16 protein-coding genes are annotated in these 18,925 nt (G+C 40.9%); 9 read left to right on the top strand and 7 right to left on the bottom strand.

The annotated features are described in order from the left end of the window. Positions 1 to 68 precede the first annotated feature (68 nt). The gene (locus GPUN_RS04350; protein ID WP_040520281.1) at positions 69 to 542 is read left to right on the top strand and encodes a TlpA family protein disulfide reductase; all 474 of its coding nucleotides are present in this window, start codon (positions 69 to 71) and stop codon (positions 540 to 542) included. Positions 543 to 610: 68 nt separating this feature from the next. Here the strand turns inward: GPUN_RS04350 and bepA are convergent, their stop codons facing one another. Further along, positions 611 to 2,104: a beta-barrel assembly-enhancing protease gene (gene bepA / locus GPUN_RS04345; RefSeq protein ID WP_238528936.1), complete on the bottom strand. Its 1,494-nt coding sequence runs from the start codon at positions 2,102 to 2,104 to the stop codon at positions 611 to 613. A 177-nt stretch (positions 2,105 to 2,281) separates the two neighbouring features. Here bepA and GPUN_RS04340 point away from each other — a divergent pair, with 177 nt between their 5' ends. Further along, positions 2,282 to 3,352 carry an AI-2E family transporter gene (locus GPUN_RS04340; protein WP_006003794.1) on the top strand — a complete coding sequence of 357 codons (1,071 nt, stop codon included), beginning with the start codon at positions 2,282 to 2,284 and terminating at the stop codon, positions 3,350 to 3,352. An 82-nt stretch (positions 3,353 to 3,434) separates the two neighbouring features. Here the strand turns inward: GPUN_RS04340 and bcp are convergent, their stop codons facing one another. After that, positions 3,435 to 3,893, bottom strand: coding sequence for a thioredoxin-dependent thiol peroxidase (bcp, locus tag GPUN_RS04335; protein ID WP_006003793.1), 459 nt, complete (start codon positions 3,891 to 3,893; stop codon positions 3,435 to 3,437). Next, entirely contained in the window at positions 3,871 to 4,440 is a 570-nt protein-coding gene (locus GPUN_RS04330) for a glycine cleavage system transcriptional repressor (RefSeq protein ID WP_006003789.1), read from the bottom strand. The genes bcp and GPUN_RS04330 overlap by 23 nt, the downstream gene beginning before the upstream one ends. A gap of 191 nt (positions 4,441 to 4,631) precedes the next feature. Here GPUN_RS04330 and dapA point away from each other — a divergent pair, with 191 nt between their 5' ends. From dapA to purC, 3 genes are read left to right on the top strand one after another with little or no spacing between them, the layout of a single operon-like run. After that, on the top strand, positions 4,632 to 5,510 hold the full coding sequence (gene dapA, locus GPUN_RS04325; RefSeq protein ID WP_006003787.1) for a 4-hydroxy-tetrahydrodipicolinate synthase: 879 nt from the start codon (positions 4,632 to 4,634) through the stop codon (positions 5,508 to 5,510). A 6-nt stretch (positions 5,511 to 5,516) separates the two neighbouring features. Then, positions 5,517 to 6,620: an NlpB/DapX family lipoprotein gene (gene bamC, locus GPUN_RS04320; protein ID WP_006003785.1), complete on the top strand. Its 1,104-nt coding sequence runs from the start codon at positions 5,517 to 5,519 to the stop codon at positions 6,618 to 6,620. A gap of 31 nt (positions 6,621 to 6,651) precedes the next feature. Then, entirely contained in the window at positions 6,652 to 7,368 is a 717-nt protein-coding gene (purC, locus tag GPUN_RS04315) for a phosphoribosylaminoimidazolesuccinocarboxamide synthase (RefSeq protein WP_006003783.1), read from the top strand. On the opposite strand, the gene yfaE is transcribed toward purC, so the two are convergent. The 4 genes from yfaE to ubiG form a co-directional block, all read right to left on the bottom strand. Continuing rightward, positions 7,365 to 7,652: a class I ribonucleotide reductase maintenance protein YfaE gene (gene yfaE / locus GPUN_RS04310; protein WP_006003781.1), complete on the bottom strand. Its 288-nt coding sequence runs from the start codon at positions 7,650 to 7,652 to the stop codon at positions 7,365 to 7,367. The genes purC and yfaE overlap by 4 nt on opposite strands. A gap of 95 nt (positions 7,653 to 7,747) precedes the next feature. Continuing rightward, positions 7,748 to 8,878: a class Ia ribonucleoside-diphosphate reductase subunit beta gene (gene nrdB / locus GPUN_RS04305; protein ID WP_006003779.1), complete on the bottom strand. Its 1,131-nt coding sequence runs from the start codon at positions 8,876 to 8,878 to the stop codon at positions 7,748 to 7,750. A gap of 117 nt (positions 8,879 to 8,995) precedes the next feature. Beyond that, positions 8,996 to 11,317, bottom strand: coding sequence for a class 1a ribonucleoside-diphosphate reductase subunit alpha (gene nrdA, locus GPUN_RS04300; protein ID WP_006003778.1), 2,322 nt, complete (start codon positions 11,315 to 11,317; stop codon positions 8,996 to 8,998). A 456-nt stretch (positions 11,318 to 11,773) separates the two neighbouring features. Next, positions 11,774 to 12,472 (bottom strand): bifunctional 2-polyprenyl-6-hydroxyphenol methylase/3-demethylubiquinol 3-O-methyltransferase UbiG, encoded by a 699-nt coding sequence (gene ubiG, locus GPUN_RS04295; RefSeq protein WP_006003777.1) that lies wholly within the window; start codon positions 12,470 to 12,472, stop codon positions 11,774 to 11,776. 313 nt (positions 12,473 to 12,785) lie between these two features. Here ubiG and gyrA point away from each other — a divergent pair, with 313 nt between their 5' ends. The 4 genes from gyrA to cmk all read left to right on the top strand — a co-directional run bounded on the left by gyrA (position 12,786) and on the right by cmk (position 18,837). Continuing rightward, a complete protein-coding gene (gene gyrA, locus GPUN_RS04290; protein WP_006003773.1) occupies positions 12,786 to 15,470 on the top strand; it encodes a DNA topoisomerase (ATP-hydrolyzing) subunit A in 2,685 nt (894 codons plus the stop codon). A gap of 164 nt (positions 15,471 to 15,634) precedes the next feature. Next, positions 15,635 to 16,717, top strand: a complete 1,083-nt coding sequence (gene serC, locus GPUN_RS04285) for a 3-phosphoserine/phosphohydroxythreonine transaminase (RefSeq protein WP_006003771.1) — start codon at positions 15,635 to 15,637, stop codon at positions 16,715 to 16,717. 32 nt (positions 16,718 to 16,749) lie between these two features. After that, on the top strand, positions 16,750 to 18,057 hold the full coding sequence (gene aroA / locus GPUN_RS04280; RefSeq protein WP_006003768.1) for a 3-phosphoshikimate 1-carboxyvinyltransferase: 1,308 nt from the start codon (positions 16,750 to 16,752) through the stop codon (positions 18,055 to 18,057). Between the two features lie 93 nt (positions 18,058 to 18,150). Further along, positions 18,151 to 18,837, top strand: coding sequence for a (d)CMP kinase (gene cmk / locus GPUN_RS04275; RefSeq protein ID WP_006003766.1), 687 nt, complete (start codon positions 18,151 to 18,153; stop codon positions 18,835 to 18,837). Positions 18,838 to 18,925 lie beyond the last annotated feature (88 nt).

Raw genomic sequence — 18,925 nt, 5'->3', positions numbered from 1 at the left:
CTTGTGATATGACCTAGGTTTAGGCATTATTGATTATCCTTAATTATAAAAAAATATCGGTGCAAAAGGTGACTAATAAATTACACAGTGCGCTTGCGTGGTCTAGCATAGCGGTTGCTGCTTTTGCGGCGGGATTATATGCCTATAGTCTAGCGTCTTATGATTTTAAAACCTTAAATGAAAACACTTACAAACATTCTGACTTAAGGGGCTCTGTTGTTGTTATTAATTATTTTGCAGAATGGTGCGCGCCTTGCTTACGTGAAATCCCACATCTGAATGAATTTTATCATCAAGCTCCCAATAATGTGAAACTCTTTGCGGTAAGTTTTGATGACCTCAGCAACGAAAAGTTAAGTGCTATCCGATATAAATATAATATACAGTTTCCATTAATCTCTGAAATTGTAACTAATTTTCCATTCGAGAAGCCACAATATTTGCCCGCTACGTTCATTATAAAGGCAGACGGAACGTTAGCAGGCCAGCTATTAGGCGAACAAACGAAAACCGCATTAAATGATGTTGTGTCTGCGCTTTAATGCAAGCAATGCAAACAACGCACATTACTTGGGTATCGTAAACCGAAGTGAACGATGTGCTAGCATAATTAAATATTCAAGCTCATCATTGAGGCCTGCGCTTCGCGAAATTGTTCAATACGACCTTTAATTCTTAGTTTTTCTAAAGTGTCAGAGTCGACCTGATTATAGGCAAACTGCAGCTCATCTATGGCCAATGGATATGCTAAAATAAGCGCATAAATTTCAGCTTTAGTCATATGTGCTTCTTTTTTCATCTGGCTGCGGCTGTAGGCGTCATTAAGTAGTTGATAGGCTAAGAAGTTCTCTTTGTTTACTAACAGCAAATCTCGTAGCATCTGAATAGCTGGCTCAAAATTTTGGGCACTTATATAAGCATTAGCTAAATTAAGTGTTAGCACAGAATTTTGGGGTTTATTAAGCCATAGTGGAGTCAGCAACGATATAGCGCTGCTAGGCGCGTCTTGCTTAATGTAAATGTCGGTCATTAGATCTAAGTAAAATAAATTCTCTTTGTCGTTAAGCATCAGTTTATCGAGTATGTTTTTTGCTTCATCATATCTTTGTAGTTCAAATAAGCTAATGGCTAAGCCATATTGAGCGCCTTTTTGTTTAGCATTATTGCTGCTGGCTAACTGGCTCGAAAAAAGGTTAATATTGCGCTTGGGCGAGCTCATGTAACGCCCCTGTATTCGAGCCTTTGCCAAATGAAAATCGAGACTAGGCGGCACATTACGAACGCCAAAGCTGCGTGCACGCGTGGTCGTTTGTGCAACTCTGTCAGCGGGCAGTGGATGCGTTTGCAAAAAAGATAACTGGGTCGAACGACCACGCGATTGTGCCAGTAACTTTTCAAAAAAACCGGGGGCGCCTTGGGGATCAAAACCAGCGCGATACAAAATATTAATGCCAATATTGTCGGCTTCTATTTCATTAGTTCGCGTAAAATTAATGTTTGCCTGCTGTCCAGCCGCAGAGCTGGCTTGCACCGCAGCTATACCCGCTTCTGGGTCTGCCATGGCCAGCAATATTCCGCCTATTAAACTAGCAATTTGAAGCGGCGAATTCCGTTTTTGCATTTGTACGCGCCGGGCTAAATGCCTTTGGGTAACGTGTGCAACTTCATGCGCTAATACCGACGCCAACTCGCTTTCGGTAGATGATGCAGCTAACAAACCGGTATGAATACCAATATGGCCACCGTAAAATGCAAACGCATTTAGAACGGGATTGTTGATCATAAAAAATTGGAAGGGGAATTTCGTGTTATCAGCGTGAATAACCAACCTGTTACCAATACCTTGAATATATTCTTGCAAAACGGGGTCTTGCACTAAAGGGGCTTGTCCTCTTAGCTGACGCATAATAATGTCGCCCACTATTTTCTCTTTGTCTATGGTAATTGCGTCAGAAGCTACCACGCCAATTTCAGGCAATTGATTACGGTTATTATCGCCTAAACCCAATACACTTTGTGCTATACAAAGCTGGGAGAACACGCATAGGCACATCACAAGAATGCATTTATTATAAGCGATTAATTCATTCCACAATAACTTCATCTATATTCGTTGCTTCCATATTGGTCTATATAACTTATACTATGCATAGACCAATAACGCTCAGCTAAGTTTCAGCAAACAGCGTTATTGATTGTAAGCGAACAATATATCGTGAATAACAACGCTTCACCATCTTAAACAATATAAAGTATCACGACCCATTTAAAGGTAGGCAACATGCTCGGTGTTTTCGGAAGCTGGTATAGACGCAAATTTTCTGACCCAAATGCGCTTATGCTTTTATTATTTCTTCTTATAGTTGCGGTTGTATTCTACGTGTTTGGCGGAATATTGATGCCGGTGCTGGTAGCTATCGTTATTGCATACTTGCTAGATGTGCCTGTCACAAAAATGGAAAAACTAGGCGTTAAAAGATGGTTAGCCACAAGCGCCACATTAATTGTATTTTTTATCATCACATTTTTATTAGCTATAAGTTTAATTCCGATCATAACAAAACAAGGTATTAACCTAGTTAGGGACATTCCTCTTATTTGGGACTCTGCACAAACGTGGCTTGTCAGTTTACCTGCCAAATACCCATCACTTATCGAAGTAGAGTACATTCAATCAACTATGCAAGGCATGAATGAAAGATTGGTTTCGTTTGGTGAACAAGTATTGTCAGCCTCGTTCAGTTCTATAGGTAATATTGTCGCAGTATTAATTTATATTGTACTGGTGCCGTTGATGGTCTTTTTTATGCTTAACGATAAAAAAGCGTTTATGCAAAGCATCTCTTCTATTTTACCGAAGGAAAGACGTTTAATCACGCAAGTGGGTGAGGAAATGAATTTGCAAATCGCGAACTATATTCGTGGCAAGGTTATTGAAATAGCGATTGTTGGCTCCGTGAGCAGTGTTGCTTTTACGATTCTTGATTTAAGATTTGCTGTATTACTTGGTGTGCTAGTGGGATTCTCAGTGCTTATTCCTTACATTGGGGCTGCAGTAATTACCATACCGGTTGCCGTGGTGGGGCTGTTTCAGTTTGGGTTAAGCTCTTCGTTCGGATATTTAATGATTGTTTATTTTGTTATTCAGGCGCTTGACGGCAATTTGTTAGTGCCTATTTTGTTTTCAGAGGCGGTGAGTTTGCATCCGCTCTACATTATTGTGGCGGTGCTCTTATTTGGCGGTATATGGGGATTTTGGGGTGTATTCTTTGCTATTCCTTTAGCCACCTTGGTCAAAGCACTCATTACCGCTTGGTCTTCACCCAAGAATACGTCAGAAACATTGGCGTAAAGGGGCACTTGATTATCGATTTACGTGCATTAAAAAAGCCTGCAGCATGCAGGCTTTTTTAATGCGACTAAGATCACTTTTACTATAAAGCTGCCAGAACAACTTCATGATGGTCTTTTGTCTTGAACTTATCAAATACATGAGTAATCTTGCCTGTTTCATCTATTAGAAAGCTCAGTCTATGAATACCGTCATATTCTTTACCCATAAATTTCTTCAAACCCCATACGCCGAAAGTATCAGCGACGCTATGATCTTCGTCAGACAATAAATCAAAATTGAGCATCTCTTTTTCAGCAAATTTAGCTAATTTGCTCACTGGATCGGGACTAATCCCCAGTACGGTTACATCCTTAGCGTTTAGTTTTTTTATGCTGTCACGTAGGCCTTTTGCCTGCACGGTGCAACCCGGTGTCGAAGCCTTTGGATAAAAGTACACCAGCACTTTTGAGCCTTGTAAAGACGATATGTCAACGCTTTGACCACGCTGATTTTGAAGGGTAAACTGTGGCGCATTGTCACCAGCTTTCAGTGTATTCATCATTTTCCTCTATTGGTTTATGGCTTAATTTACCATGAAGTCCCATTCCGTGGAGAAGCGACTTAATGTTTGTGTCAAAAGCAATTAAGTCAGTATTTTTTGGTGCAGTTAAAATCATTTTACATTCAAGAATATTTTGATCTTCTTTACGGTATGTTTTTTGCCGGACCGCGCTAACAGATACCCCGCAAAAGGCTAAACCTTGCGTGACTTTGTGCATAACACCGCTGGCATCGGCCCCTGAAAAGGCGAGGTTAATCACTTGTTCAATGTTTTGCTTTTGATGGCCTGTGGTACGTTTCATCATACACAGAAGATCATCAAGCACACACAGTGTCGACAAATCCATTTCAAGCATAGTAACGCCCGCCTGAGCGCCGCTGACAATCATGGTTAAGGAAAAGTCAGTACCGTATTGCGCATGGCGGCTGTCTAAAATATTACAATTATGTTTGCTTATACAGGCCGTTATGTTGCTAAGTGCAAGCAGTGAACTCTTGCCTAAGATATTCACGATGAGTTGTTCGTGTGCAGCGCGTTGTTCCATAATTTAACAAAGCCAAATAATCGTTGTCTATTGCCATATGATATCAGGTATCTAAAGATTGATGAAATTTGCGATATAAAATATTTGATGAATTGCTTTTTTCGGTAATTTATTGATTATAAAGGTTTGCAACGCTTGTTTTTAGGTCTTGGGCACACTACTATTGCGCTACAAAAAAATGAGGAGTTAAGATGTTTCGTGGTAGTTTTGTAGCACTAGTTACGCCTATGTTTGATTCAGGCGATGTCGATTATGCAAGTTTGGCAACACTAGTCGAATTTCATATACAAAATAATACTCATGGCATCGTGGCCGTTGGCACCACCGGTGAATCCGCGACGCTTCCTTTTGAAGAACATATTAAGGTTATACAATTTATTGTTGAATGTGCCACAGGAAAAATACCAGTAATAGCGGGTAGTGGTGCAAACGCTACTAACGAAGCTGTATTTTTAACTAAACAAATTGAGAAAGTAGGCGTAGACGGTTTTTTAAGTGTTGTTCCATACTATAATAAACCGCAGCAAGCGGGCTTAGTTGCGCATTTTAAAGCTGTTGCAAGCGCGTCTGATTTACCCCTTATTCTTTATAACGTGCCTTCAAGAACAGTACTCGACATGCATACTTCTACGGTGGCTATTTTAGCCTCTCACGCCAACATAGTCGGCATTAAAGACGCTACGGGTGACCTGAGTCGTTTAGCCCAATTACAGGCAGCAGTACCAAGCGACTTTCTTTTATTCAGTGGAGATGACGCCACGGGCTGCGAATTTTTAAATAATGGTGGTCACGGTGTTATATCAGTGACCGCAAATATCGTACCAAAACAAATGTCTGCAATGTGTGAATATGCTTTATCCAAAAAGTATGCACAGGCCAGCGCAATTGATGCAACGTTACAGCAACTGCATCACGCGTTGTTTTTAGAACCAAACCCCGTTTTACCCAAATGGGCATTGTATAAAATGAACAAAATGTCGTCTCCATTTTTACGTTTACCGATGATTTTGCCTGAACTAAATCATCAATTGAGTATCGAACAAGAATTAAAAGAACTAGGATTAATATAAAACCACATGAAAAATAACTTTATAGTTACTATCTTCGCTGCTTTAGCGCTTAGCGCCTGCTCAAGTCCAGGTTCAAGAGAGCGTACTTCTGGTGATTTTGAATATATGAAGGTGAAACAGCAAAGCGCTGAATTGAAAATTCCAGAGGAACTTGAAAGGCCTCAGCGCTCAAACCGTTACGACTTACCTACGCTAGCATCCTCCACAAGCGCTAAAGCGCTATTAGGGAGAGATGTAAGAATTAGTTCGCCTCGTTTGGTTTTACCCTTAGTAGCTGGTTCGCACGTGGAAGAGGGTAATGAAGGCGCTACGGTAATGTTTGATCAGGTTGATGACAATCGCTCCCTCGATAAAACCATATGGGATAAAGTGTTATCATATTTAGAGCAGAATAATATCGGTGTAGAGAGTTTTGACAGAGACAACAACACCCTCACGACTGACTGGGTCATTTCGGTTACCGAATTAGACAGTAGCTGGTATACCTTCTCGAGTGACTTTATTGAACAAGCCAAAAAATTTAAATTATCGCTTAATGTTGCACCACACGGCAGAACGGCATCACTCACGAATGAAATAGTCGATTACGTTGATGAAAATGGTAGTTCCATAATTTCCAAGATGGATCCTATTACGCAGCGTACCAACGAAGTCGATTTTTTAAACTATATCATTGAAGAATACGATTTTGGCGCACGTTTAGCGATGTCTGAGCGAATTGAAAAAATAAGAGACGGCTTTGGTTCTGAGCTTGGTGTCAACGCCGACGGCGATCCGGCTGTGATTATAAATGCAGAATACAACGACGCATGGCCTCGTTTATTGTTGGTATTACGTAAAATGGGCTTTGATGTTATTGATTTAGATCAATCGTCAGGGATAATGTTTGTGCTCTACGGTGGTGTTGAGGATGGCTTCTGGTCGGGTCTTTTCAGTAAAGAAACATTGCCTCTTGAAAAGGACAACTACCGTATTTTTGTAAAACGCGCCGGTTCAAATACGAGTATCACGTTTAAAAGCGATGAAAACGTAAATTTTGATGCAAAACAAACAAGCGATATTTTTCCTGTATTTCAAGAATACATGGCGTCTAACAACTTAGATATATAATACTAAACAACAACATATTAGTGGAGTAGACATGCGCAAAGTATCTGAACTGTATCGTGGAAAAGCTAAAACGGTTTTTGTGACTGAGGATGCTAACAAACTCATACTCGAGTTTAGGGACGATACATCTGCCTTTGATGGTGAAAAAATTGAGCAGCTTAGCCGAAAAGGAGAAGTAAACAATAAATTTAATAACTTCATCATGCAAACTCTAGAGAATAAAGGTATAAAGACACAGCTTGAATCACTTATTGATGATACTCAAAGCGTGGTCAAGAAGCTAAATATGATCCCTGTAGAGTGTGTCATTAGAAATTACGCTGCAGGCTCACTTTGCAAAAGATTGGGCGTTGAAGAAGGTCTTGCACTGTCGCCGCCTACCTTCGAGTTTTTCTTAAAAAATGACGCTTTGCATGATCCAATGATAAACGAATCACACTGCGCCTCTTTTGGTTGGGCAACACCTGAACAAATTTCTCAAATGAAATCACTTACATTTGCCGTTAACGAAGTGCTATCGCCGATATTTGAAGCGGGCGGAATGTTATTAGTAGATTTTAAATTAGAATTCGGCACGGATGAGAATGGCGATATTATTCTAGGTGATGAATTCACTCCCGATGGCTGTCGATTATGGGACAAAGAAACTAAGAAAAAGCTTGATAAGGACCGTTTCAGACAAGGCTTAGGATCCGTTGTAGAGTCTTACATTGAAGTAGCCGCTAGAATAGGTTTGGATATAGGCTAGTATTCAAATTTTATGCTAATGTCGGAAGTAGGGACCGTGCAACAGCTTAATATTTCGTCATCGTCTATAAACGCTAAAGGCTCAATACGATAATCGACTGATCCGCTTAGCAGTTTTGTCCTGCAAACGCCGCAAAATCCTTCCCTACAGTTATAGTTAACTTCAATATTCTGACGCTCTAAGGTTTCTAATACAGATTCACCTTCGTGCGTTTCAATTACCTTTCCACCAATGCTGATTGATTTAATGCGCGTAGTGTCTGTTATGGTGAGAGAATTCTTCAAATTTTTAAACTATCCTGAAACAGTTAAACGGTCTAATAAGCCCATATTTATATGAGCTTATTAGACTTATAACGATTAGAAGATGTAGCAATTAATTACAGGTCAAAATCCGTAAAGTCGTCTGAGCTTACTTCGGCATTAATTTGCGATACCAAATAAGAACTCACTTCAACCTCTTGTGGTGCAACCTGCACGTTGTCTGAACTTAAATAGTTGTTCATCCAAGGTAGTGGGTTACTTTTGATTTCAAACTCAGGTTTAAGACCAATGGCAGCCATTCTCTGATTAGCAATAAACTCTACATAACTACTTAAGATCTCTTCGTTTAAGCCTAGCATAGAGCCGTCTTTGAATAGATATTTAGCCCATTCTTTTTCTTGATGAACGGCCGTTAAAAATATTTCTCTTGCCTGATCTTTGCACTCAAGTGCTATCTCTGCCATTTCAGGATCGTCTTTACCTTTTGCCCATAGATTTAATATATGCTGAGTGCTGGTTAAGTGAATATTTTCGTCGCGCGCAATTAAGCGAATAATTTTCGAATTGCCTTCCATTAATTCGCGCTCAGCAAAGGCGAAAGTACACGCAAATGACACATAAAAACGTATCGCTTCTAAGGCGTTAACTGAGTTCATACACAAAAACAGTTTTTTCTTCAGCTCTCGCATAGTAATAACGTGATTTTCACCTTCTACTTCGTACGTGCCTTCGCCTCTTGTTTGAAATAGCTGCGTGGCAAATATTAAATCATCATAATACTTTGAAATATCGGTAGCTCTGCGTTTTATTTCTTCGTTCACAACAATGTCATCAAAAATTTCACTGGGGTCAGAGAATAAGTTACGCAATATGTGTGTGTAGGAACGAGAGTGGATAGTCTCGAAAAAAGACCAGGTCTCGACCCACGTTTCTAACTCAGGTAAAGAAATGATAGGCAAAAATGCAATGTTAGGCGATCTACCTTGTATTGAGTCCAACAAAGTTTGGTATTTCAGGTTCGAAATAAAGATATGCTTTTCGGCATCGCTTAGCTTACCAAAATCGACTCTATCTTTACTGACGTCGACTTCTTCAGGACGCCAAAAAAATGAAATCTGTTTTTCTATTAATTTTTCGAAAATAGGGTGTTTTTGTTGGTCATATCTAGCCACGTTAACTGAATTACCGAAAAACATCGGCTCTATCATGGTGTCGATGGTTTTTTGATTAAAAGTAGTATATCTCATAATAGTCTCAATGATGCCTAGTAGTTAAACATTAAATTTATATCGAATTTAATGGTGTTTACGTAAGGTGTTTTTATTTCGATTAAAGCAACTTAAATAAGCGGCTTTAAAAGTTCCCTATATTTTACAAGCCCCGCCTTCGCAGTCATCATCATCTTCAATAATAACCTCTAAATCTTTGGCATTTTGTTCGTCTATTTCCATCTCAGCGTCAGACTTATCTGAGGCTCCGTCCCTGGTATTGTGATAGTAAAGGGTCTTTATGCCAAGCTTATAGGTGGTTAGTAAGTCTTTTAATAAGACCTTCATCGGCACCATGCCGCCTTCAAACTTACCTGGATCATAACTAGTGTTAGCAGAGATTGTTTGATCAATAAACTTCTGCATTATGGCCACAAGCTGTAAGTATCCATCATTTGAGGGAAGGTCCCACATGAGTTCGTAGTCATTACGCAAACGTTTAAATTCAGGTACTACCTGCTTAAGTATGCCGTCTTTGCTTTGCTTAACGCTAATAAAACCACGCGGTGGCTCAATTCCATTGGTGGCGTTAGAGATTTGTGAAGATGTCTCTGATGGCATTAATGCAGACAAGGTACTGTTACGTAATCCGTGCTTGACTATATCAGCGCGCAACGTATCCCAGTCGTAGTGCAAAGGCTCATCGCAAATTTTATCTACATCTTTCTTGTAGGTATCAATTGGCATTAAGCCTTGTGAATAGGTGGTTTCATTGAACTTAGGGCAAGCGCCTTTCTCTTTTGCTAAGTTATTAGAGGCTTTGAGTAAATAATATTGAATTGCCTCAAATGTTCTATGTACTAGGCCGTTAGCGCTTGAATCTGAATACTTGACCCCATTTTTGGCCAAATAGTAAGCAAAGTTAATTACGCCTATGCCTAAAGTACGACGGCCAATCGTTGCATTCAAGGCTGCGGGAACAGGATAGTCTTGATAATCGAGAAGGCTATCTAATGCACGCACTGATAAATCGGCTAATTCTTCAAGGTCGTCAAGGCTTTTAATCTCCCCTAAATTGAACGCAGATAACGTACACAGCGCTATTTCACCCTCAGGATCATTTATATGCTGCAGCGGCTTAGTGGGCAGTGCAATCTCCAAACACAGGTTACTTTGTCTTACCGGCGCTAACTTTGGATTAAACGGGCTGTGTGTATTACAGTGGTCGACGTTTTGTAAATAAATGCGCCCAGTGTTTGCACGCTCTTGCATAAACTGACTAAATAAATCTATCGCCTTGACGCGTTTCTTACGGATACTGTCGTCATTTTCATATTGCACATACAGGCGCTCAAACTCTTCTTGATCAGCAAAAAAAGCATCATATAAACCCGGCGTGTCTGATGGGCTAAATAAGGTAATGTCACCACCTTTCAACATACGCGTGTACATAAGTTTATTACACTGTACACCGTAATCAAGATGCCTAACGCGGTTTTCTTCAACACCGCGGTTGTTCTTTAACACCAACAACGATTCAACTTCTAAATGCCAAATGGGATAGAATAGGGTGGCTGCACCGCCGCGAACGCCGCCTTGTGAACAACTCTTTACGGCAGTTTGAAAATGCTTGTAAAACGGAATACAGCCAGTATGAAATGCTTCTCCGCCGCGTATAGGACTGCCAAGTGCTCTTATGCGACCGGCGTTGATACCAATGCCAGCACGCTGACTAACATACTTTACGATGGCACTAGCCGTTGCATTAATAGAATCCAGGCTGTCACCTGCTTCAATAAGCACACACGAACTGAACTGCCTAGTCGGTGTTCTTACGCCAGCCATAATGGGCGTGGGCAACGAGAGCTTAAACATAGAAGAGGCGTCATAAAAGCGCTTAACATAACCTAGGCGCTCGGATTTGTCATATTTTGCAAACAAGCAAGCCGCTACCAGTAGGTATAAAAACTGCGCACTTTCATAGATTTCGCCATTTACGCGATTCTGAACAAGATATTTACCTTCAAGCTGTTTTACAGCGGCATAGCTGAAGTTTAGGTCTCGAGAATGCTCAATGAAATCATTCATGTCATTGAATTCTTGTTCGGTATAGTCTTCTAGCAAATGCTTATCATATTTGCCTTTTTCAACCATTGATTTAACTTGTTTGAAAAGGTGTGGAGGCTCATATTGTCCATAAGCCTTTTTTCGCAAGTGAAAAATGGCTAAGCGCGCGGATAAATATTGGTAGTCAGGCGTTTCAGGACTGATTAAATCAGCGGCCGACTTGATCAATGTCTCATGTATTTCAGCGGTTTTAATGCCGTTATAAAATTGAATTTGCGCTTTTATTTCTACTTGAGAAACGGATACATCCTCTAATCCTCTTGCGGCCCAAGTAACGACTTTGTGAATTTTTTCAAGATCGATTGGTTCTTGTGCCCCGTCTCGTTTGGTGACTAATAAAGTGTTCTTCATTTTTATACTCTATATTTTAACGCGGTTTTGTTTAAAGATATACTAGATAACGACGTGTGAAAAACCGATTAATACACGCATTTTTTTTCATATCTAATTGCGACAAATAAGCCATTTATTTTAGCTATGAAAAATTAAGCCGTTGCTCACGTAACACAAGATAATGTGTTAAAGCTTGGTTTGCAATCACTATATGTAGTGTTTTGCATTAAATAATAGGAAGGTCAAAAAAGTTAGTATTGGCTAACCTAAAACGGTCAATGCAGCAATGGCTTTTATACTTTCAAGTGCTTTGTGTAAATTATTTTTATAGTTGGAATATTTTGTTATATCGATAGAGCTTTTTATTATTATTTGAAATATGACTGTCTTTTATACTTAATGTGGGCTTAGGCGCACTCATTGCCAGTTCACAAGTGCGCTATTTTCTTGCTGTATAAGTCGTGGCTAATTATGCTAGTTTTTACATACAATAAAATAGTTAACATCAACGTTACTATCCGAAAAATAATAACCTTGCGTTAATGGATTGAAGTGCAGCCCAGTCATCATGTCTACGTGCAGCGATGTTTTTTCAATCATACTCACCAGTTCACTCGGTTTTATGAATTTGCTGTGTTCATGGGTCCCTTTTGGCACCATATTGAACAGGTACTCTGCAGCTGCTATCGCCATTACGTACGACTTCACATTTCTATTAATGGTTGAAAATACAACAACACCTCCTGGTTTGACCAGCGTGGCACAAGCCTTTACGACCGAAGCAGGGTTAGGTACATGCTCTAACATTTCTAAACAAGCAACTATGTCATATTGCCCAGCATTTTCAAGCGCCCAGTCTTCTGCGGTTGATAACACATAATCTACCTTTATACCGCTTTCTAATCGATGTAAATTAGCCACATCTAACGATGCTTTTGCCATATCTAGGCCGGTCACTACGCCTCCTCGCTGTGCTAATGCTTCAGACAATATGCCGCCACCGCAGCCAACGTCTAGAATACGCTTATCAAACAGTCCACCGGACTGCTGCTCTATCAGGTCTACTCGCAGTGGATTAATGTCGTGCAGTGACTTAAATTCGCCGTTGCGATCCCACCAGCTATTGGCCAACTCTGAGAACTTGGCTAATTCATCTACATCTACATTACTCATAATCAAACTTCCTCGAAATGCACAACAATGGTTAAAGTACCGATAATCAATAAAATGTATCACCATAAAATATCTTAAAATAGTGTGAATACAGGAATATTCTAGAGTATTCGCAATTATGCGCTATATAAGCTTATATCTAGTAATCATCATGCTACAGTTTTGGCTAAACTAATGATACTATTAGCCCCCTAATACGTTAATAATAACAAAGTAATCGAAACTCTTAGATACATAGTTGTTTACGAAAATAGACACTATATAGGTACTATCTGGCACAACTCGATATACATAAAAAAGGATCATGCCGTTTATGACTGACAATGCCAATGCAATTTCCCCCATTAATATTGAAGAAGAGTTAAAAAATTCGTATTTAGATTATGCCATGAGTGTAATTGTAGGTCGTGCACTTCCCGACGTCCGTGATGGCCTAAAGCCCGTTCATCGTCGTGTATTGTTTGCCATGAGCGAATTAAAAAACGATTTTAATAAACCCTATAAAAAATCAGCTAGAGTAGTTGGCGATGTAATCGGTAAGTATCATCCCCACGGCGACAGCGCTGTTTATGACACTATTGTTAGAATGGCCCAGACTTTTTCACTGCGTTACATGCTAGTTGACGGTCAAGGTAATTTTGGGTCGGTTGACGGCGATTCAGCTGCAGCAATGCGATATACAGAAATACGTATGTCGAAAATAGCGCATGAATTACTGGCTGACTTAGACAAAGAAACGGTTAATTTCGTGCCTAACTACGATGGTCAAGAACACATACCAGAGGTTTTACCCACTCGCGTACCTAATTTGTTAGTGAATGGGTCATCGGGTATTGCGGTAGGCATGGCAACGAATATACCGCCGCACAATTTAACAGAAGTGGTAAACGGCTGTATTGAACTAATCAAAAATCCCGACATAAGTATTGAAGAGCTTATCGAATTTATTCCAGGGCCTGACTTTCCAACTGCCGCAATAATAAGTGGTCGCGCTGGCATTATAAGCGCTTATAAAACTGGTCGCGGTAAGATATATCTGCGCGCAAAGGCCAATATTGAACAAGAAGAAAATGGTAAAGAAACCATTATTGTGCATGAAATTCCTTATCAGGTTAACAAAGCTCGTCTAATTGAAAAAATGGCCGAGTTGGTTAAAGAGAAGAAAGTGGAGGGAATATCTGCGCTGCGTGATGAGTCTGACAAAGACGGTATGCGCATTGTCATTGAAGTAAAGCGTAACGAATCGGCAGAGGTATTGCTGAACCATTTGTATTCTCAGACTCAATTGCAAACTGTGTTTGGCATCAACATGGTTGCCCTTGATAAAACCCAGCCTAAAATTTTCAACTTAAAAGAAATTTTAGAGCTATTTGTATTACATCGACGTGAGGTGGTTACTCGCCGCACCGTTTATGAGTTAAAAAAAGCCCGCGACCGTGCTCACATATTAGAAGGCCTAGCCATTGCACTAGTAAACATCGACCCAATCATAGCGCTAATAAAGGCATCTGGTAGCCCGGCTGAGGCGAAGAAATCTTTAATTGTTTCAGGCTGGGATTTAGGTGATGTAGCGCAAATGCTTGAAAGAGCAGGTAACGATGCTGCTCGCCCTGATTGGTTGGCCGACGAATACGGAATTAAAGACGGCAAATACTATTTAACCGAAGAACAAGCACAAGCCATACTTGACCTACGCTTGAACAAACTCACCGGTTTAGAACATGACAAAATTCTTGAGGAATATCGTAATCTTATTGAAGTTATTGCTGAATTATTGAAAATTTTAGGCAGCTCTGAACGCTTAATGGAAATAATTACGGAAGAACTTGAGGCAATAAGAGATGAGTTTGGTGATGAACGTAGAACCGAAATTACCGCAGCTAGTCACGATATTGACATTGAAGATCTAATTGAACGTGAAGAAGTCGTGGTTACCTTGTCGCACGAAGGCTATGTAAAGTATCAGAAGCTATCTGATTACGAAGCACAGCGGCGCGGCGGTAAAGGCAAATCTGCCACGAAAATGAAAGACCAAGATTTTATAGAAAAGCTGCTTGTGGCCAATACTCACGATCACATATTATGCTTTTCCACGAGAGGACGCTTATACTGGTTAAAAGTGTATCAGTTACCATTGGCGAGCAGAAATGCGCGCGGTCGTCCCATTGTGAACATTCTTCCTTTAGAAGAAAACGAACGTATCACTGCCATTTTACCCATTAAAGAGTTTGAAGCAGGCAAGTATGTCTTTATGGCTACCGCTAATGGTTCTGTCAAGAAAACAGAGCTTATTCATTACTCACGCCCTCGCGCTAACGGCATAATAGCCGTTAATTTAAATGACGGTGACGAGCTAATTGGCGTCGACTTAACCGACGGTACTTGCGAAATAATGCTATTTTCCAACGCAGGTAAAGTTGTGCGTTTCTCTGAGGACCAAGTGCGTCCTATGGGCAGAACAGCAACCGGTGTGAGGGGCATCCGTATTGCCGATACTGAGCGTGTAGTATCTCTCATTATTCCAAACGCTGACGGTGACATATTAACCGCCACCCAGAACGGCTACGGAAAATGTACAGCAGTATCTGAGTATCCCGCTAAAAATCGTGCCACTAAAGGCGTTGTCTCTATAAAAGTGTCTGAGCGTAACGGCCAGGTAGTGGGTGCGGTGCAAGTGAGCCAAACAGATGAAATAATGCTAATTAGCGATCGCGGTACGCTAGTTAGAACCCGCGTATCTGAGGTTTCTAGAGTAGGACGCAATACTCAAGGTGTCACCTTAATTCGAACCGTTGATGGTGAGCACGTAGTCGGTTTACAAAGAATTGATGAAGTTATTGAAGTAGATTCTACTGTTATAGAGACTGACGAGGACGGCAATGTTATTGAGGCAATTGCAAGTGACGTTGATGTTCAAGTTGGTGCCACTGGCGCTGATGCGGCAGACAATGATAATTTTGAAAACGACAATGGCGAAAGTAGTGAAGATGAAAAATAGTGCGACGTTAAGACGTTTGTGAATAATTAGCATTATAAGAAAGGATGCCATAGAGCCTTATGTAGCTAATGAGTACTGCTAAATAAAGCCCTGAGCAAATAGCCTGGTATTTAACAAAGCAGCGGACACATTAATGTTTGCTGCTTTTTCATGTAGGGGTAACAATGACAATATTCAATTTTTGTGCTGGTCCGGCAATGCTGCCTGCTGCTGTGCTCAAACGCGCGCAAGCGGAACTGCTCAATTGGAATGGCCAAGGCACTTCAGTAATGGAAGTTAGCCACAGAGGAAAACCTTTTATGGCGGTGGCTGAAAAGGCAGAGGCTGATTTACGCACGCTGCTAAATGTGCCAAGTAACTATAAAGTGTTGTTTATGCACGGTGGTGGACGCGGACAGTTTTTTTCAGTGCCTTTAAATTTAGCCAAAAGAGGCAACCTTGCACAACACCTCGTTACCGGTCAGTGGTCTGACATTGCGGTAAAAGAAGCGGCTAAATATATGCAAAGTGAAGTGGTAGCACAGTCCGCTAATGTTGGTGGTAGGGTGTGCGTGCCTTTGCAATCCTCATGGGACATAAACAAGCAAGCGGCTTACTTTCACTACTGTCCGAATGAAACAATAGAAGGTGTCGAGATTAATTGGGTACCTAAAACAGGTAACGTACCGCTTGTTGCTGACATGTCGTCAAATATTTTGTCAAAAAAGATTGACGTGTCTGACTACGGCATAATTTATGCGAGCGCTCAAAAGAATATAGGGCCTTCAGGTTTAGCCGTAGTAATAGTGCGAGAAGATCTGATTGGCCTCGAGCGTAACGATACCCCGGCTATATTTAGCTATAAAGAACAGTCTGCTGCGGGCAGTATGTATAATACACCGCCTACATTTTCATGGTATTTGGCCGGATTAGTGTTTGAATGGCTATTAGATAACGGCGGCATTGCACCAATAGAGGCTGCTAATCTCGTGAAGGCTCAAACCTTGTATAGATGCATCGATAATAGTGACTTATATCGCAACCAGGTCAGCAATGATAATCGCTCTAAAATGAACGTTGTGTTTCAGCTAGGCGACGGTTCGCTCGACTCTGAATTTTTAAAGCAGGCTGAACTATCTGGTCTACAGGCGCTTAAAGGCCACAGAGCGGTAGGCGGTATGCGCGCCAGTATTTACAATGCGATGCCACTTGAAGGCGTGACAGCGCTGGTAGAGTTTATGCAAGAATTTGAACGCACGCACGGCTAATTTGAAGATAGTGTAAGGAAATATGTGATTCTATGGAGCAGCTAACCCTTTCCCCTGTTAAAAAAGTGTCGGGGCACATTCATTTGCCCGGCAGTAAAAGTTTATCTAACCGCGCACTACTATTAGCCGCATTAAGCGAAGGTCAAACGCGTTTATATAACTTACTTGATAGCGACGATATTCGCCACATGCTGAATGCATTAAAAGCATTAGGTGTAGAGTTTACTTTAAGTAACAACAACACCGAATGCGTAGTACAAGGAATTGCTGGTAAATTTTCTCGACATTCACAGCTTTCCTTGTTTCTAGGTAATGCAGGCACTGCTATGCGGCCGCTTTGTGCAGCCTTAGCATTTTCTGACGTGGACGTAATTCTTACCGGTGAGCCTCGCATGGAAGAAAGACCCATTGGTGATCTAGCGAATGAGCTTATTCGAGCAGGCGCTAATATTAGCTATTTGAAAAACGAAGGTTATCCGCCTGTCGCCATCAAAAGCGCACAAATAGACCAAGACACATTTGAAATAGACGGCAGTGTGTCCAGCCAGTTTTTAACCGCACTGTTAATGGCAGCACCATTACTAGCGGGCAGCGTTGCATCTAATAAAGTCACTATACATATTAAAGGCACATTAGTGTCTAAACCATACATCGATATTACGCTAGACTGTATGGCTAAATTCGGTGTAGTGGTGCACAATCAAAATTATCAAACCTTTACTATTTCAGGCCAACATCAATATATAGCGCCCGCATATTTTTTAGTAGAAGGAGATGCTTCTTCAGCCTCTTATTTCTTAGCGGCAGGGGCCATAAAAGGCGGTGAAATAAAAGTATCTGGTATTGGTAGAGCCAGTGTTCAAGGCGATATAGGTTTTGCCGACGTGCTTGAAAAAATGGGTGCAACTGTTGTCTGGGAAGACGACAGCATTACTGTTTCCAAAGGACCTAAAGCATTATTAGCGGTAGATATGGACATGAACCATATTCCAGATGCTGCCATGACTATTGCCACCACGGCGCTGTTTGCAAAAGGTACGACCGCCATTCGCAATATCCATAACTGGCGAGTAAAAGAAACCGACCGCTTATTTGCTATGGCCACAGAGCTGCGAAAAGTAGGGGCAGTGGTAACAGAAGGTGACGATTTTATTGAAATTACACCGCCTGCGGTAATCGAACATGCCAGTATAGACACCTATGATGATCATCGCATTGCAATGTGTTTTTCGTTAGTGGCACTAGATGATAAATGTGGCGTAACCATTAACAACCCCAAATGTACCGCCAAAACGTTTCCTGATTACTTTTTGCAATATGCAAAAGTCTGCGAGCGATAATTAAACGCGTATCTACCATAAAAATAATCGTATTTGCACAATGATAAAAGGGGCGTATAATCGCCCCGTTTTCAATTAAGAGGATTGCAGCCCGTGCGAAAAGCCTATGTAGTGACCGTTGATGGCCCAAGTGGGGCTGGCAAAGGGACTTTAAGCAATATGTTAGCCGATGCATATAAATGGCACTTTCTTGACAGCGGAGCAATTTATCGTGTGTTGGCAATTGCTGCTATTCACCATAAAATAGCGCTGGATGATATACATGGCTTACAACCATTAGCCAATGGTCTTGATGTTACTTTTAGCGTAACCGACAAAGGTAATAGGGTTATTTTAGAGGGTGAGGACGTATCAGATGATATTCGTTCAGAAGAAGTGGGTAGTACAGCCTCACAAATAGCGTCAATCCCTATGATTCGAGAAGCCTTATTAAAAAGGCAGCGCGCGTTTGCGCAGTTGCCTGGCCTAGTGGCAGACGGCAGAGATATGGGCACAGTGGTGTTTCCTGAGGCCGTGGCCAAGATATTCTTAACCGCTAGTGCACAAAGTAGAGCACAACGTCGATATGAACAGTTGAAAGCAATGGGCCAAGATGTTAAAATAGCGTGCCTTTTGATGGATATACAAGCAAGAGATGAGCGCGATTTAAACAGAGCTACCGCGCCCTTGGTTGCCGCAAAATATGCGCTAGAAATAGATTCTACCGCATTAGGTATAGCGCAAGTATTTGAAATAGCTAAAGCTTTTATAGATTCTAAAATATTTAGTGAGAGCGAATAAATGCATTTAATTAACTGAATTTAGGATGAATTCAGTATATTTAATAACCCCGTCATTTCAGGATTGAATGGTCGGTTTAACTTAGAAT

The sequence above is a fragment of the Glaciecola punicea ACAM 611 genome (assembly GCF_000252165.1).
Classification (GTDB): domain Bacteria; phylum Pseudomonadota; class Gammaproteobacteria; order Enterobacterales; family Alteromonadaceae; genus Glaciecola; species Glaciecola punicea.
Note: the sequence above shows the minus strand (reverse complement) of the source record. Positions and strands in the feature narration are given on the sequence as shown.

What these genes read in the sequence shown, in the direction of transcription:
- bepA (WP_238528936.1), bottom strand. Translation starts at nt 2,104, where the DNA reads ATGAAGTTATTGTGGAATGAATTAATCGCTTATAATAAATGCATTCTT.
- GPUN_RS04340 (WP_006003794.1), top strand. Translation starts at nt 2,282, where the DNA reads ATGCTCGGTGTTTTCGGAAGCTGGTATAGACGCAAATTTTCTGACCCA.
- bcp (WP_006003793.1), bottom strand. Translation starts at nt 3,893, where the DNA reads ATGAATACACTGAAAGCTGGTGACAATGCGCCACAGTTTACCCTTCAA.
- GPUN_RS04330 (WP_006003789.1), bottom strand. Translation starts at nt 4,440, where the DNA reads ATGGAACAACGCGCTGCACACGAACAACTCATCGTGAATATCTTAGGC.
- dapA (WP_006003787.1), top strand. Translation starts at nt 4,632, where the DNA reads ATGTTTCGTGGTAGTTTTGTAGCACTAGTTACGCCTATGTTTGATTCA.
- bamC (WP_006003785.1), top strand. Translation starts at nt 5,517, where the DNA reads ATGAAAAATAACTTTATAGTTACTATCTTCGCTGCTTTAGCGCTTAGC.
- purC (WP_006003783.1), top strand. Translation starts at nt 6,652, where the DNA reads ATGCGCAAAGTATCTGAACTGTATCGTGGAAAAGCTAAAACGGTTTTT.
- nrdB (WP_006003779.1), bottom strand. Translation starts at nt 8,878, where the DNA reads ATGAGATATACTACTTTTAATCAAAAAACCATCGACACCATGATAGAG.
- nrdA (WP_006003778.1), bottom strand. Translation starts at nt 11,317, where the DNA reads ATGAAGAACACTTTATTAGTCACCAAACGAGACGGGGCACAAGAACCA.
- ubiG (WP_006003777.1), bottom strand. Translation starts at nt 12,472, where the DNA reads ATGAGTAATGTAGATGTAGATGAATTAGCCAAGTTCTCAGAGTTGGCC.
- gyrA (WP_006003773.1), top strand. Translation starts at nt 12,786, where the DNA reads ATGACTGACAATGCCAATGCAATTTCCCCCATTAATATTGAAGAAGAG.
- serC (WP_006003771.1), top strand. Translation starts at nt 15,635, where the DNA reads ATGACAATATTCAATTTTTGTGCTGGTCCGGCAATGCTGCCTGCTGCT.
- aroA (WP_006003768.1), top strand. Translation starts at nt 16,750, where the DNA reads ATGGAGCAGCTAACCCTTTCCCCTGTTAAAAAAGTGTCGGGGCACATT.